Origin of the sequence: Neobacillus niacini, assembly GCF_000759675.1 — a bacterium.
Taxonomy (GTDB): Bacteria; Bacillota; Bacilli; order Bacillales; family Cytobacillaceae; genus Neobacillus; species Neobacillus niacini_A.
On the sequence record NZ_BAWM01000086.1, the window covers coordinates 110,512 to 125,546 of the forward strand.

A 15,035-nucleotide genomic window follows, 5' to 3' on the forward strand; every position below is an offset into this window, starting at 1 on the left:
GCCTCTGTTCTTGTCTAGCTTCAGCGCCTAGAGGCTCGGGGTCATAAGCCAATCCGTCAAGAAGGTAAAGACCAACCTTCTCGCCGGCTATCTTATGCCTGTCGCCTCTGGGCAAGGCGCTTACGCTTTTCTTAGTGAAATCACAAGTTATTGCCCTTGTTGATTTCGTAATGATTGTTCAGCGTAAGCAACAAGACGTTTGGTCATTTCGCCTCCAACTGAACCATTAGCTCGTGCGGTCGTATCAGCACCAAGTTGAACTCCAAACTCGTTGGCGATTTCTTCCTTCATTTGATTCAGAGCATTGTCTGCACCAGGAACCACTAGTTTGTTTCTAGCCATGATACATCACTCCCGACGAAGTATTTTGAGCAATTAGGAATTGCTCGTATTTAATTTACCCTTTTTTATTATCCTGATTCGTTTAACTTAATTAGCATAATAGTTCTGCGTATAGTAAGGCTGTGATTTATCATTAAAGGCGACACCTACACCTAGGAACTCATAATCTTGGCGAAGAATATTTTCACGATGTCCCAGTGAATTCATTAATCCTTCGTGGGCGAAAATACTGCTTAATTGCCCATAAGCCAAGTTTTCTCCAGCTGTATGAAAAGCAATTTCATCCTCTTTCATTCGGTCAAATGGTGTCTGTCCTTCAAGATTTTTATGGTCGAAATAATCATTCTCCGCCATATCGGCACTATGTTCTCGAGCCGTTTCTCTAACATGGTCATCCCATGTTAGGATAGGGAGCTGATGATTAACTCGTGCAGCATTAGTTAAATCAAACATTTGATATTCAAAGCCTTCTTTTAAGGTTGGCGTTGCTTCCGTATAAAAATCTTTTTTGTTCTCTTCTAACGTTTTGCTAACGATTTGTATGGCTGTTACGGTATTGTTCTCATGCTTATCATAAAATATGGTCACATAAGTGTCATCCAGCAAAAATAGATCATTGTCATTATCCTCTTGCAACTGATAAATTACCAATCCCTTTTGGACTTTCGTGATTGGTTCGCCGAGAATACTACGAACACTTTCTTTTGACGAACTGCCAATTTTAATTCCATTGGTGGATGCTAACAAATCTTGGTTCGTATATAAACCGGCAGCTTGGTCATTTTTATCATACATGACCATAAAAAAATCATGGTAATTCTCATGATAAGCATGCCAATTTTCCCCATATTCATTGAGCGAAATCCGTTTTGCTACCCCTAAATTATGCTCAATGTCAGCCTTGGCATTCCCAAGCTCGACATTATGGATGGAAAAAGTTTGTTCAGAAGGAGGTGTTAACTCTACTTTTTCCTGCGGTCCATCCTTGGATTTTTCTTGCGTCTGCTGTATTTCATCTATTTGAAAGCCAAGCTGCTTCAACAACTGCTGGACCTCATCATATAAAACACTAATCGTTTCTGGTACTTCCAGATTTTCTTTTAACGACGAAACAAAATTAGCATGGATATTTGAATTATCCAACTGTTTTGCAATAAAAGGCCATGAAATATATAGTATAAATAATAATGCGATTAATCTAAGAAAACGAAACATCATCTTTCCTCCAATTCTATTAGGAGTATAGCCAATTTCGAAAAAAAGTAAAATAAATTAGTCCTGAAATCAAATTATATCTTTGTTATTTTAATATATCTGCGATAATCAGAAAATATCTGCGTTAAATGAAATATATCTGAGGTAACCGGAATTTATATGCGTTAAATCAACTATATCTGCGTTGCTCCAAAATGGAAATGTCAGGCACTATACCACGTGCCTGACATTTCCATTTACGCTAATTAAATTTCAAGGATAATCGGTAGGATCATCGGTTTTCTCTTTGTATGCTTGAACAAATACTGTCCGACAGATTTTTTAATATTTTGCTTCATGACATTCCACTGCCGGATATTATCTGCTTCTAATTCAAGAATCACTTTCTTAACAAGTCGGTTAATTTCTCTTAACAGATCCTCGGATTCCTTTACATAAACGAATCCACGTGTAATGGTGTCAGGTCCTTGGATGATTTTTCGATCGGATTTACTGATGGTTAACACAATAACGAGCATTCCATCTTCAGATAGCTGTCTCCGGTCTCGCAATACAATTTCCCCGACATCCCCAACGCTAATTCCATCTACATACGTGTCTCCAGCTGGAATATGTCGTGTTTGACGAGCAACTGAATTTTCAATATCAACCACATCACCATTTTTTATAATGAAGGTGTTTCCTTTTTCTACCCCAACAGATTCAGCTAATTGCTTGTGATGATAAAGCATTCTATATTCACCATGAATCGGAATAAAATAGGTTGGCTTCATTAACGTAAGCATGAGTTTTAAGTCTTCCTGGTAGCCATGACCAGAAACATGCATACCGGTTGAGCTGCCAGAGCCATAAATGACTTTAGCACCAAGCTGAAATAAGTTGTCGATGATCCGAGAAACATCCTTCTCATTACCTGGAATAGGCGACGCCGCTAAAATAACGGTATCCCCAGGGTAAATCGTGGCATCCCGATAATTCCCTGTTGATAATCGTGCAAGGGCGGCATTGGGCTCTCCCTGACTTCCGGTACACAGAATCACTATCCTTTCAGGAGGAAACTGTTCGATTTCATTTGCACTGATGAGCATTCCTTCAGGAACATTTAAATAGCCCCGTTCTAGTGCAACATCAACCACATTTACCATACTTCGTCCAAGTAAGGCAAGCTTTCGATTTGTCTTCATAGCTGCCTCAACGACCTGTTGAACACGGCTAACGTTCGACGCGAAGGTAGATAGGATGATTTTTCCGTCTGCTTTAACGAATGCCTCAACTAAATGGTCACCCACCATTTGCTCGGATGGAGACAGGCCTCTTCTTTCAGCATTGGTACTTTCGGAGATTAAGGCAATAACACCTTGTCTGCCAATCTCAGCCATTTTATGAATATCGCAATAATCATTGTTTGCGGGCGTTAAATCAAATTTGAAGTCTCCGGTATGTACGACATTGCCTTCAGGTGTGTGAAAAACTATACCAAGACAATCAGGAATACTATGACTCACTTTGAAAAAGGAAACACCTATTTCGCCAAGTTCAAGAGTGGACTCCGAATTTATGGTTATAAGCTCAGTATCCCGAAGAAGGCGATGCTCTTCTAACTTTAATTCAATTAGTCCTAATGTAAAACGAGTAGCATAAATCGGTACATTTAATCTTTTTAAAAAGAAAGGAATACCGCCAATATGATCTTCATGCCCATGTGTCACAATCATCGCACGAATTTTATTCTGATTTTCCTCTAAATAACTCATATCTGGGATAATCAGGTCAATTCCCATTAAACTCTCGTCAGGAAATTTACCGCCGCAATCTATAATTAAGATATCGTCTCCATATTCAATCACATACATGTTCTTACCGATCTCATTGATTCCGCCTAAAGCGAAAATAGATAACTGTTTCGTTTTCAACGTTTATTCCTCCTGAATACATGTAGATGGTTTTATTATTCCCCTGAATAAGGTGAGTATGTTTGAGTCAGTAATTTTATTTGAATAGACATTTTGAAATTTTTAAAAAAATATATTGATTTTTGGAAAAAGAACAATTATGATATGATTTATAGTAATCCTATAAAGTTAATCGGAATTAAGAAAACCATTTCCATTTTGATCTCCAAGACCACTATGGAGCATTTTTATCAGCGAATGTTGACTGAATTACTCAACATTAATTAGGAGGTCTAAAATGAAGGTATCAAGCAAGGGGGAATATGCACTAAGAGCTTTGATTCTACTAGGAAACCATAAAGGAAAAGTACTCGGCATTCAGGAAATATCTGAAAAAACCCTTGTCAGTATTCATTACCTGGAACAGATCCTTCTACAATTAAAAAAACTGGGTTATGTGGTCAGTAAACGTGGTGCAAAAGGTGGTTACTTGCTTCAAAAAGAACCTGAAGATATTAATATCGGTGAAGTGATCCGTGAATTAGAGGGACCTTTATCACCAATGAGCTGTGCCTCAATCACAAAATACGAACCATGTGCATTAGAGGGGGGATGTCAACTAAAGCCGTTGTGGTCTTTAGTTCGTGATACTATTGCATTTGTTTTGGAACGAACAACATTGGAGGATTTACTATCGAACCGAATTACCAAGCTAGAAGGAGAGGATTTCTTTGACATTAAAAAAGCAACTGGATCAACAGGTGATGGAAAAAATAGCTAGTTTGCTAGAAGGATTAGAATTTGGAACGGTTCAAATTACGGTTCATGATTCTCAAATCACTCAAATTGATCGCTTAGAAAAGCATCGGCTTCCATTACAGAGTAAAACAAGTGCGCCATCAAAACAAATCAAAAGTAGGTTATAAAAAATGAATAATTGCCGATCGGACACCCGAAGGCCCTGTAGTTTCTCGTACATAATTATGTACGTTAATTAAACTATTGGGCTTTTTTTAATGGAAAAGCCTAGCAAATACACTAAAAGAGGAGATATTATGATGAATAAAAAAATTTGGATTACACTATTTTCCCTAACTTTACTGTTATGGGTTGCTGGGTGCTCGAATCAAAGCGCAACAAAGGAGAAAGAATCTGAGTCGGCTGGGACTGATGAAACCGTAAAAAAAGAAATTGAGCTTTTAAATGTATCGTATGATCCAACAAGAGAATTTTATGAAGAATTCAACTCAAGTTTTGCAGCCTATTGGGAAAAAGAAAAAGGACAAAAAGTTACCATTAACCAATCACATGGAGGTTCTGGTAAGCAGTCCCGCTCCGTCATTGATGGTCTAGAAGCGGATATAGTAACGTTGGCACTAGCCTATGATATCGATGTAATCGCTGAAGCAGGGAAGCTTCCAGAGAATTGGCAAGAAAGACTAGATAACAACAGCTCACCTTACACATCAACCATTGTATTTCTTGTTCGTAAGGGCAACCCAAAAGGGATTAAAGACTGGAATGATCTCGTGAAAACAGACGTTTCCGTGATCACTCCAAATCCTAAAACATCAGGAGGTGCGAGATGGAATTACCTTGCTGCCTGGGGATATGCCTTAGAACAAAATGACGGAGACGAAGCGAAGGCAAAAGAGTTTGTAACCAAACTCTTTAAGAATGTACCTGTTCTAGATTCTGGAGCACGCGGCTCTACCACAACGTTCGTCGAAAGAGGCATAGGGGATGTATTAATTGCATGGGAAAATGAAGCATTCTTAGCCTTAAATGAGTTAGGAAAGGATGAATTTGAAATTGTCGTCCCTTCCATCAGTATTCTTGCTGAACCGCCTGTTACTGTTGTGGATGAAACGGCAAAGAAACATGGAACTGAGGAAGTGGCGAAAGCGTATTTAGACTATTTGTATACAGAGGAAGGTCAGGAAATAGCTGCAAAGAACTATTACCGCCCACGTTCTGAAGAGGTAGCCAAAAAGTACTCTGAGCAGTTCCCTGAAATTAACCTATTTACCATTGATGAGGTTTTTGACGGATGGAAAAATGCGCAAAAGACACATTTTGACGATGGCGGAGTCTTTGATGAAATATACAAACCGTAAGGTATAAAGGAGAGTATTGAGGTGTCTAATAAGAGAAAGCAACATCGGGTTTTGCCGGGATTTGGACTATCAATGGGGTACACACTAATTTATCTTAGCCTGATTATCTTGATACCGATTGCCGTTCTGTTTTTAAAAGCGACGACGATCAGCCTGGCAGAATTTTGGGAGACTGTCACCGAGACAAGAGTCGTTGCTTCCTATAAATTGACGATCTATACATCGTTCATTGCTGCATTTGTAAATGCGATTTTTGGGACGCTGATCGCCTGGGTTTTGGTAAGGTACGAGTTTTATGGAAAACGAATCATTGACGCACTGGTTGATTTGCCCTTCGCTCTTCCAACCGCGGTGGCTGGAATCGCGCTTACCACTATCTATGCTCCAAATGGATGGATCGGGCAATACTTTGAATCAATCGGGATAAAAGTCGCATATACACCACTTGGGATCATGATTGCCTTAACTTTTATCGGACTTCCCTTTGTCGTCCGATCTGTCCAGCCGGTATTGCAAGATTTGGATCAGCAATATGAAGAGGCTGCTGCTACACTTGGTGCCAATTCTCTGCAGATTTTTGTCAAAATTATCTTTCCAGCTATTTTCCCAGCCATCTTAACAGGCTTTGCCCTTGCTTTTGCAAGGGCTTTGGGCGAATATGGTTCCGTTGTTTTCATATCAGGGAATATGCCAATGAAAACAGAGATTGTCCCATTGCTAATCATAACGAAATTAGAGCAATTCAATTATGCCGGTGCAGCTGCTATCGCAGTTGTTATGCTTGTATTTTCATTCGTTCTATTATTTTTGATAAATTTCTGGCAATGGAAAACAACAAAAAAATATCAAGTGTGCTAGAGGAGATAGGGAAATATGATGGTTCGAGAAACAACCCTTCATGCCAAGGATGTAAAAACCACTTTCCAGCCAGTTTTGGTAACAAAATGGCTGCTGATTACGATTGCCATAGGCTTTTTAGGAATATTTATTGTGGTACCGTTAATCGCTGTTTTCTCTGAAGCTTTAAATAAAGGAATTCAGTTATACTTTGCTGCTTTGACAGAGCCTGATGCCTTATCTGCAATCAACTTAACATTACTTACTGCTGCCATTACAATACCTGTTAACACTCTTTTCGGGGTGTTGGCCGCTTGGGCGATAGCGAAATTTGAGTTCAGGGGTAAAAATATTTTAATTACGTTAATTGATATCCCGTTTGCTGTTTCTCCCGTTATCGCCGGGCTCGTTTTTGTTCTCTTGTTCGGATCGCAGGGATTACTTGGACCGTTTCTAGAGGCAAATAATATTAAGATTATTTTTGGAGTACCAGGAATTATTCTAGCTACTATTTTTGTTACCTTTCCATTTGTAGTTAGAGAATTGCTGCCTATTATGCAGGAACAAGGAACCGAGGAGGAACAGGCTGCGATTACACTAGGAGCAAATGGTTGGCAAATGTTCTTTCGCGTTACTTTACCCAACATTAAATGGGGTTTGCTGTATGGTGTCATTCTTTGTAATGCACGTGCCATGGGTGAATTCGGAGCGGTATCAGTTGTTTCCGGACATATTAGAGGATTAACCAATACCATTCCTCTCCATGTTGAAATATTGTATAACGAATACAATTTTACGGCAGCTTTTGCTGTGGCTTCCTTACTGGCTCTGCTTGCTTTACTGACATTAATTTTAAAAAGTTTCGTGGAGTGGAAAACAAATAAACACTAAATGAGCACTGTCAAAGATAAATTGTTTGTCTTTGCATTGGGGGATGTTGAAATGGGGATTACGATCAAGGACGTGTCAAAGGCTTTTGGAACCTTTCAAGCCGTCAAAAATGTCAATCTTGATATTCCAACAGGAGATTTTGTTGCCTTATTAGGGCCATCTGGTTCAGGTAAAACGACACTTCTTCGGCTTATAGCAGGGTTGGAGGGATTGGATTCAGGAGGAATTTACTTCGATGACGTAGATTACACCTACAAAACAATTAAAGAACGGAATGTAGGGTTTGTTTTTCAAAATTATGCCTTATTCAAGCATATGACTATATTTGATAATATTGCTTTTGGATTAAAGGTAAGACCACGAAAAACACGACCTTCTAAAAATGAAATTGCCGAAAAAGTAAATGAATTATTGAAGCTCGTTCAATTAGATCATCTTGCCAATCGTTATCCTTCACAGCTTTCAGGTGGACAAAGACAACGCATTGCATTGGCAAGGGCTCTTGCTGTAGAGCCAGAAGTTTTACTACTTGACGAACCATTTGGTGCACTAGATGCAAAGGTTCGTCAAGAACTTCGCCATTGGTTAAGAGAAATTCATCAAAAGCTCAACATCACCACTATTTTTGTTACCCATGACCAAGAAGAGGCTCTAGAAATGGCTGATACCGTAGTGGTAATGAATAATGGAGAAATTGAACAAATTGGTTCACCTGAAGAGGTTTATCAGAAGCCTGAAAGCGCATTTGTTTATAGTTTTTTAGGAAGAGTCAACGAATTTCGGGAACCTGAGAGAGTTGGTGAATCGGAGATCATCAGTTATATAAGACCACATGAAATTGTTCTTCGGAAAATTTCACAAGGAAACAGCATCATATCAGAGGTTTCACACATCCATGTGATAGGATCTACGGTAAGGATAGAATTAAGACGGCATGATACAGGTGATTTATTTGAAGCAGAAATGAGTATTGAACAGTATCAAAATATGAGCCCAGTAAAAAAAGGAGATATCCTTCATGCTGAGTTTAAAAATATCGTAGTATTTAATTCAGAAAATAAAATAACCCATTTAGCAAACAGTGGTATTAGAAATTCTTTAAAAAGCAAATTAATATAGAAGGAAAAGGTGCTAGGAGATCCTGGCACCTATTTTATTTACTCTGACTGCATTATGATTGAAATAAACATATATAAAGCATAAATTAGTAGTAAGAAGCTTTTTCAACGTGTAAACTAACCAACTAAGTGCTAGAGTTCGTAAAATAAAAAATGGAAGGACAGATAACATGAAATATAATTTTGATGAGATTGTTAATCGTAGAGGGACCTACTCCATAAAATGGGACGGAGGTCAGATACTTAAAACGATGGGTTTTACTGAAAGATACGATGAAGACACGATCCCATTATTTACTGCCGACATGGATTTACCTGTTCCACAGCCCTTGATAGACGCATTACATAAAACCGTTGATCATCGAATTTTTGGTTATTCAGTTTTCCCTGATGAGTATTTTGAAGCAGTGCAACATTGGTTTAAAAAGAGACACGATTGGGAGTTCCAGAAGGAAGAAATCGTGTATAGTCCAGGGACAGTACATGCATTGAATGTCGCAGTAAGGGCATTTACACAACCTGGGGATGGAGTCATCATTCAACGACCTGTTTATCCGCCATTTACATCATCTATCAATGCTAACGGAAGAACGCTGCTGAATAATGCACTTATTTGTGATGAGGAAGGCAATTATTCGATTGATTTCGAAGACTTTGAAGCGAAGGCTAAAGATGAAAAGACGAAAATGTTCATTTTATGTAACCCACATAATCCTACTGGAAGAGTTTTTAATAATGATGAACTCAGAAAATTAGCGGATATATGTGCGAAAAATGATGTGCTGCTAGTAGCTGATGAAATTCATGGTGATTTAGTTCGACGTGATCAAACCTTTATTCCAATTGCAAAAGCAGCTCCGGAACACGCTGATAAAATTATCACTTTCACAGCGATTAACAAAACCTTTAATGTAGCTGGACTTCATTGTACTAATGTAATTATAACGAATCCAGAGGTAAGGAAAACCTTCAATGGAGTGATGGGAATGCATTTGCCATCCCCATTTACTGTTTCAGCACTTATTGCTGTTTACCATGAGGGTGAGGATTGGCTAGAGCAGCTAAAAGAATATATCGATGATACGATGGAATGGGCAGTGGAGTTTTTAGCTCAAAACATGCCGAAAGTGAAAGTAAGAATACCTGAAGGAACCTACATCATGTGGATGGACTTTAGCGGCTACGGACTATCACCTGAAGAGGTTCATGATCGAATCTATAACAAAGCAAATGTTTTATTGGAAGATGGAAAAATGTTCGGAGAAGAAGGCTTACACCATCAAAGAATCTGTATTCCATCACCTAGACCGATGATTAAGGAAGCATTTGAAAGAATAGCTAGAGAGTTTGCAGATCTAAAATAGGTAGATAAGTTAACTGGATGATTGTGGGGAATACTGGCGTATAACGAAAAAAACTGTCGGATAGCACGCGGTTGCTGTCGAATAGCAATATGCTAGCAGGAAGCTAGTATGCCCTACACCTTGTTTAAATCACTTAAAAATGCACTATGTAACATAGGAGTGTTGTTATGGAGAGCAGCATGCTTCAAACCTGCACGAACCTGATAAAAAATGCGAAGAACATTGTCGTTCTTACGGGTGCAGGTATTAGTACTGAATCGGGAATCAAGGATTTTCGTTCACAAACAGGGATTTATCAGAGGGCACCTGAATATATCCTTTCACTCGATAATTTTTATCATAACCCAAAGGGATTTTATCAGTTTGCTTTTGAGAATCTTTACCACCCAGAAGCACTCCCGAATAAAGGACATGAAATCCTGTCCCAATGGGAGAACGAAGGGAAAGTTAGCTACATAATCACACAAAACATTGATGGACTTCATCAAAAAGCGGGCTCACAAAAGGTAATTGAATTTCATGGGACGATGAAAACCGCTTCCTGTCAAAACTGTCGAAAAACCTATAAGACTGAAGAAATGATCAACCGACTAAACAGCATAGACGACTTTTATATTTGTAACCATTGCAGTCCTCCTACTAAAAAAGATAGATATATCAAACCCGATGTCGTCCTATTTGGAGATAGCGGAGAATGGTTTACCATTGATGGTTTCAATGAAATCATTAACATCATCAATCAAGCTGATATACTTTTGGTATTAGGAACGAGTTTGAAGGTTACCCCATTCTCCACATTTCCACAATACAGAAGAGAAGGTACTCCTTTGATTATTATTAATAAAGGTGACTCGCCCTATGACATGAGCAAGGATTCATATATCATCCATGACTCGATAGGAGAAACATTGTCTCGAATTTATGAGGATTTGAAAGTAAATAAGTAAAATTTTTTTGGTGCCCCCATAATTAAAAGGGGGCTTCTATGTGTTTGTTTAAATTTTCTAAATAGATTGACAATTGAGCGAGAGGAAAATAAAATTAAAGAGAAATGGATGGGCAGAATTTTTTACAATAAAATAGAAACGTTGTTTGTTATTACGCAACAAATGGAGGTGAAGTGATTGATTACTGACGAAAGTCTATCTGAATTGAAGGTTTTTCTTAAAGAATTAGAAATTAACAAAGAAGATGACTATGAACAACATCCACTTGGGAATTCTGGCAGAGTAACTATTTTTCCAAAAACAGAACAGGAAATTTCAGCTGTATTAGAATATGCCAATACAAATAAACACTCTGTTTTCATCATGGGAGGCGGAACAAAAAGAGGATATGGCGGGCTCTTAGAAAAAGCAGACATTCTCTTATCATTAGCTCAATATACTGGAATCGTTGAGCATAATCCTGGAGATATGACATTGACAGTAAAATCGGGTACCCCCTTACAAGAAATACAAAACTATTTAGCTCCGTACAATCAAAAAGTCTCACTTGATCCTTTCTTTCCCAATCATGCGACGATTGGAGGGATTATTTCAGCCAACGATAGTGGACCCAAAAGACTGGGATATGGTTCAGCAAGGGACAATGTTATTGGCCTCACAATGGTCTATCCCGATGGAACCCTAATTCGTTCGGGTGGAAAAGTGGTAAAAAATGTTGCTGGGTATGATATGAATAAGTTATTTATCGGAGCAATGGGAACTCTTGGGGTTGTATCACAAGTGACCGTAAAGCTGCGACCCATACCAAAATATGAATCTATTCTTTTTGTATCCTTTTCTGAATGTAATGTTGATGAGATTCGAGCATTTGCTGTCAAGGTGCTTGATTCTATGATTGAACCCATCAGCCTCGAGATATTAAACCCCTCCTTAGCTGGGAAATTGACAAATACTAATCAATATACATTGCTTTTTTCGTTTGAAGATGTAAAGAGCTCAGTACACTATCAAGAAAATGTTATCAGAAGCATAGTCCCTGATAAAACCACCCTAAGACCCCTATCACAAAATGAAGCTAACTCCTTCTGGGATAAATTTTATCACCAACAACCCAACGGTTTAACAAACGTAGCTACAACAGAAGCAGTTTTAAAAATTGGAGTTATCAACTTAGATGTCATAAAGATTTTACAAGAAGCAGAGCTAATCGGTGATACTTGTCATGTTTCCATAGAAGCACATGGAGGTTTTGGCACGGGATTATGTCACATATCCATTCGTGGTGCAAATGATGATGTAGTTTCTGCGATTAAGCACATCAGAAAAAGTGTTATCCAGCTAGGTGGATATGCCGTTGTAAAACACCTTCCAATCTCCCTTCGCAAGGAAGTAAATGTTTGGGGCGAAAAAGCTTCATCTCATTTTCTTTTTGAGGGAATTAAACAAAAAATTGATCACAACCGAATCTTGAACAAGAATCGTTTTGTCGGGGGGATCTAATATGAGTGTGAAGGAAAGTGAATTAAACCAAGAACCGCCGTGCACATCTTCGCTAGGAAACTATCTATGGAGTGATCCGCCTCAGGAAAAAAAGTGGGCAGATTGTGTCCATTGTGGTATGTGTTTGGAATCATGTCCTACATATGAACAAAGTGGGGAAGAACAACATTCACCTCGTGGACGTGTCTATCTTATAAAAGCAGTGGCAGAAGGAAAGTTGAATGTGGATGAACATTTTGCTGATCCCGTTTTTTCTTGTCTGGATTGTCGTGCCTGTACCACAGCTTGTCCTGTTGATGTTGATGTTGGTGGGCTCATTGAGGAAGCAAGAGGACAGATCCGTCAAGCGATTCCTCTTAAGGGCTGGAAGGGAGCAGTTAACAAATTCTTCCTCCATGGTGTGTTCCCTCATCCTAATCGCTTACACACACTTGGCGATCTGTTAAGATTTTACCAGAAAAGCGGTTTGCAAAATGTGGTCCGTAAAACAAAACTCATCAACATCATGCCTCAGCATTTAATGGAATTGGAATCGATCATGCCGGAAGTCAAGGGGTCTGTTCGCAAAAATAATCCATCTGTCATAAAGACTAAAGGTGAAACCAAGAATGAAGTGTCGCTGCTGACTGGCTGTGTGATGGATGTATTCTTTAGCGATATCAATCAGTCCACAATCAATGTTCTAACTAGGAATGGAAATGATGTGAGCATTCCGGAAAATCAAACCTGCTGTGGTGCATTGCATGTTCATGCAGGTGATAGAGAGATGGGAAGAAAATTAGCAAAGCAGAATATCATAGCTTTTGAAGATGCAGATAAAGTGATTGTCAATGCAGCTGGCTGCGGGTGCATGATGAAGGAATACTCAGAATTATTCCGTGACGAACCAGAGTGGGAAGAACGAGCGAAAGTATTCGAAGAGAAGGTAGTGGATATTTCCAAATACTTATACGATACCGGATATGAAAAGCCAAAAGCAATGATCAATACTCGAATCACCTATCATGACGCTTGTCATTTAGCACATGGGCAGGGTGTAAGGAAGGAACCTCGGGACATTCTGTTGGATATTCCGGGAGTAGAAATGGTTCACATGCCAAATGCAGACCGCTGTTGTGGGAGCGCGGGAATCTATAATATTACCAATCCTGAAATGGCTGATGCCGTTCTTAAAAGTAAAATGAAAAACGTGCCAGAGGGTGTTGAAATGATTTCTATGGGGAATCCCGGTTGTATGATGCAAATGGCTTTAGGTGTGCAAAAATACGGAAGAAATCAGAAGATTGTTCACACGGTTCAGCTTCTTGACTGGGCCTATCAAAAAGAAGAAGGGGATTCGAATGATGTCAGTCATAAGAATTAATACAACTGACAAGCATATAATCCATCTCGCAGCGATTGTTGGTGGTACTAAATCCATTTTGTATAAAAAAGCAGATTTACTCGCGTATGATTGCGATGGTTTTACGATTCATAAACATTTGCCTAGAGCGGTCGTCTTTCCAAAAAATACAGAGGAGGTATCCAAACTAGTAAAATATTGCTCTGAACATGGGCTTCCTTTTCTTGCCCGTGGAGCTGGTACTGGTTTAAGTGGCGGGGCGATTCCTGTTAATGGAGAAGTAATCATCAGCATGGTTCGAATGAAAAAGCTAATTAGTGTTGATCTTGAAAATAGAAGAGCAGTAGTTGAACCAGGCTTCGTTAATCTTAAACTAACAAACTCCATTTCTGATAGAGGTTATTATTACGCTCCCGATCCTTCGAGCCAATATTGCTGCACGATTGGAGGGAATGTAGCAGAAAATGCAGGCGGGGCACATTGTCTAAAATATGGAGTCACCACAAACCATATTCTTGGTCTAGAAGTCGTGCTTCCGAATGGAGATATTATTGAGATTGGTAGATATGGTGTTTTGGATGAACCTGGTTACGATCTACTGGGAGTTTTGACTGGTTCTGAAGGAACTCTAGGAATTGTCACGAAAATAACCGTTCGAATATTAAAAAATCCAGAAGGAAAACAGACAGTTCTAGCCTATTTCGATAAGGTTGAGGATGGAAGCCAAGCAGTTTCAGATATTATTTCTGCAGGAATTGTTCCAGCGGCACTGGAAATGATGGACAAAACAGCCATTGAGGCTGTGGAGGCGGCAGCATTCCCTGTCGGACATCCAAAGGATATTGAGGCGGTTTTACTAATTGAAGTCGACGGGATTACGGCAGGTATTGAGGAACAAATTAACCAAATCTTGGAGGTTTGTAAAAAAAGCAATGTTCGTGAGGTTCGTGCTGCCAAAGATGAAGAGGAAAGAGGTCGGTGGTGGGCGAATCGTAAAACAGGATTTGGAGCGATGGGTGCCATTTCTCCTGATTATTTAGTACAGGATGGGGTAATTCCGAGGAGCAAGCTTCCAGAGATACTGCGGAAAATTGCACAGATCAGTGAAGAATCTGGTTTGCGAATCGCGAATATTTTTCATGCAGGAGATGGAAATCTCCACCCACTCGTTCTATTTGATGCCCGTAAGCCAGGTGAAATCGAAAGAGCATTAGAAGCTGGAAGCGCATGTTTAAAGGCTTGTGCAGAGGTTGGCGGCACGATAACAGGTGAACATGGCGTAGGAATAGAAAAGCGAGAAGAAATGTGGTTTGTTTTTAAAGAAGAAGAAATTCTTGCGCAAACCAATATTCGTGAAGTTTTTAATCCTGATAATCTCTTAAATGCCGGAAAACTTTTTCCGACTCCAGGGCGCTGTGTTGAAATTAAAAAAGAAATGAAAGTGTAGTGTCTATTTATAGAAACGCTGTT

14 protein-coding genes are annotated in these 15,035 nt (G+C 39.2%); 11 read left to right on the forward strand and 3 right to left on the reverse strand.

Annotation, left to right across the window (positions count from 1 at the left end):
- Positions 1 to 147: 147 nt before the first annotated feature.
- From TR08_RS20905 to TR08_RS20915, 3 genes are all read right to left on the reverse strand, one after another.
- Positions 148 to 342, reverse strand: coding sequence for an alpha/beta-type small acid-soluble spore protein (locus TR08_RS20905; RefSeq protein ID WP_045521602.1), 195 nt, complete (start codon positions 340 to 342; stop codon positions 148 to 150).
- A gap of 87 nt (positions 343 to 429) precedes the next feature.
- A complete protein-coding gene (locus tag TR08_RS20910) occupies positions 430 to 1,557 on the reverse strand; it encodes a CAP-associated domain-containing protein (protein WP_193747812.1) in 1,128 nt (375 codons plus the stop codon).
- A 245-nt stretch (positions 1,558 to 1,802) separates the two neighbouring features.
- Positions 1,803 to 3,470, reverse strand: coding sequence for a ribonuclease J (locus TR08_RS20915; protein WP_045521605.1), 1,668 nt, complete (start codon positions 3,468 to 3,470; stop codon positions 1,803 to 1,805).
- A gap of 277 nt (positions 3,471 to 3,747) precedes the next feature.
- Here TR08_RS20915 and TR08_RS20920 point away from each other — a divergent pair, with 277 nt between their 5' ends.
- The 11 genes from TR08_RS20920 to TR08_RS20970 all read left to right on the forward strand — a co-directional run bounded on the left by TR08_RS20920 (position 3,748) and on the right by TR08_RS20970 (position 15,012).
- Positions 3,748 to 4,230: an RrF2 family transcriptional regulator gene (locus TR08_RS20920; RefSeq protein ID WP_045521607.1), complete on the forward strand. Its 483-nt coding sequence runs from the start codon at positions 3,748 to 3,750 to the stop codon at positions 4,228 to 4,230.
- Positions 4,181 to 4,375: a YezD family protein gene (locus TR08_RS20925; protein ID WP_045521609.1), complete on the forward strand. Its 195-nt coding sequence runs from the start codon at positions 4,181 to 4,183 to the stop codon at positions 4,373 to 4,375. Before TR08_RS20920 ends, TR08_RS20925 begins: the two co-directional genes overlap by 50 nt.
- Positions 4,376 to 4,507: 132 nt before the next feature.
- Positions 4,508 to 5,566, forward strand: coding sequence for a sulfate ABC transporter substrate-binding protein (locus tag TR08_RS20930; protein WP_370576373.1), 1,059 nt, complete (start codon positions 4,508 to 4,510; stop codon positions 5,564 to 5,566).
- A 21-nt stretch (positions 5,567 to 5,587) separates the two neighbouring features.
- Complete coding sequence (gene cysT / locus TR08_RS20935) at positions 5,588 to 6,424, forward strand: sulfate ABC transporter permease subunit CysT (RefSeq protein ID WP_081954584.1); 837 nt, start codon at positions 5,588 to 5,590, stop codon at positions 6,422 to 6,424.
- An 18-nt stretch (positions 6,425 to 6,442) separates the two neighbouring features.
- Positions 6,443 to 7,294 (forward strand): sulfate ABC transporter permease subunit CysW, encoded by an 852-nt coding sequence (gene cysW, locus TR08_RS20940; protein WP_045521788.1) that lies wholly within the window; start codon positions 6,443 to 6,445, stop codon positions 7,292 to 7,294.
- Between the two features lie 51 nt (positions 7,295 to 7,345).
- A complete protein-coding gene (locus TR08_RS20945) occupies positions 7,346 to 8,413 on the forward strand; it encodes a sulfate/molybdate ABC transporter ATP-binding protein (protein WP_045521789.1) in 1,068 nt (355 codons plus the stop codon).
- A gap of 169 nt (positions 8,414 to 8,582) precedes the next feature.
- The gene (locus tag TR08_RS20950) at positions 8,583 to 9,776 is read left to right on the forward strand and encodes a MalY/PatB family protein (protein ID WP_045521611.1); all 1,194 of its coding nucleotides are present in this window, start codon (positions 8,583 to 8,585) and stop codon (positions 9,774 to 9,776) included.
- 167 nt (positions 9,777 to 9,943) lie between these two features.
- Positions 9,944 to 10,723 (forward strand): NAD-dependent protein deacylase, encoded by a 780-nt coding sequence (locus TR08_RS20955; RefSeq protein ID WP_052427557.1) that lies wholly within the window; start codon positions 9,944 to 9,946, stop codon positions 10,721 to 10,723.
- A gap of 177 nt (positions 10,724 to 10,900) precedes the next feature.
- Positions 10,901 to 12,223, forward strand: a complete 1,323-nt coding sequence (locus tag TR08_RS20960; protein ID WP_045521612.1) for an FAD-binding oxidoreductase — start codon at positions 10,901 to 10,903, stop codon at positions 12,221 to 12,223.
- Between the two features lies 1 nt (position 12,224).
- Positions 12,225 to 13,586, forward strand: a complete 1,362-nt coding sequence (locus TR08_RS20965; RefSeq protein ID WP_045521613.1) for a (Fe-S)-binding protein — start codon at positions 12,225 to 12,227, stop codon at positions 13,584 to 13,586.
- Positions 13,564 to 15,012 carry an FAD-linked oxidase C-terminal domain-containing protein gene (locus tag TR08_RS20970; protein ID WP_045521618.1) on the forward strand — a complete coding sequence of 483 codons (1,449 nt, stop codon included), beginning with the start codon at positions 13,564 to 13,566 and terminating at the stop codon, positions 15,010 to 15,012. The genes TR08_RS20965 and TR08_RS20970 overlap by 23 nt, the downstream gene beginning before the upstream one ends.
- The last annotated feature ends 23 nt before the right edge of the window (positions 15,013 to 15,035 follow it).

What these genes read in the sequence shown, in the direction of transcription:
- TR08_RS20955 (WP_052427557.1), top strand. Translation starts at nt 9,944, where the DNA reads ATGGAGAGCAGCATGCTTCAAACCTGCACGAACCTGATAAAAAATGCG.
- TR08_RS20970 (WP_045521618.1), top strand. Translation starts at nt 13,564, where the DNA reads ATGATGTCAGTCATAAGAATTAATACAACTGACAAGCATATAATCCAT.
- cysW (WP_045521788.1), top strand. Translation starts at nt 6,443, where the DNA reads ATGGTTCGAGAAACAACCCTTCATGCCAAGGATGTAAAAACCACTTTC.
- TR08_RS20930 (WP_370576373.1), top strand. Translation starts at nt 4,508, where the DNA reads ATGAATAAAAAAATTTGGATTACACTATTTTCCCTAACTTTACTGTTA.
- TR08_RS20905 (WP_045521602.1), bottom strand. Translation starts at nt 342, where the DNA reads ATGGCTAGAAACAAACTAGTGGTTCCTGGTGCAGACAATGCTCTGAAT.
- TR08_RS20950 (WP_045521611.1), top strand. Translation starts at nt 8,583, where the DNA reads ATGAAATATAATTTTGATGAGATTGTTAATCGTAGAGGGACCTACTCC.
- TR08_RS20945 (WP_045521789.1), top strand. Translation starts at nt 7,346, where the DNA reads ATGGGGATTACGATCAAGGACGTGTCAAAGGCTTTTGGAACCTTTCAA.
- TR08_RS20920 (WP_045521607.1), top strand. Translation starts at nt 3,748, where the DNA reads ATGAAGGTATCAAGCAAGGGGGAATATGCACTAAGAGCTTTGATTCTA.
- TR08_RS20965 (WP_045521613.1), top strand. Translation starts at nt 12,225, where the DNA reads ATGAGTGTGAAGGAAAGTGAATTAAACCAAGAACCGCCGTGCACATCT.
- TR08_RS20910 (WP_193747812.1), bottom strand. Translation starts at nt 1,557, where the DNA reads ATGTTTCGTTTTCTTAGATTAATCGCATTATTATTTATACTATATATT.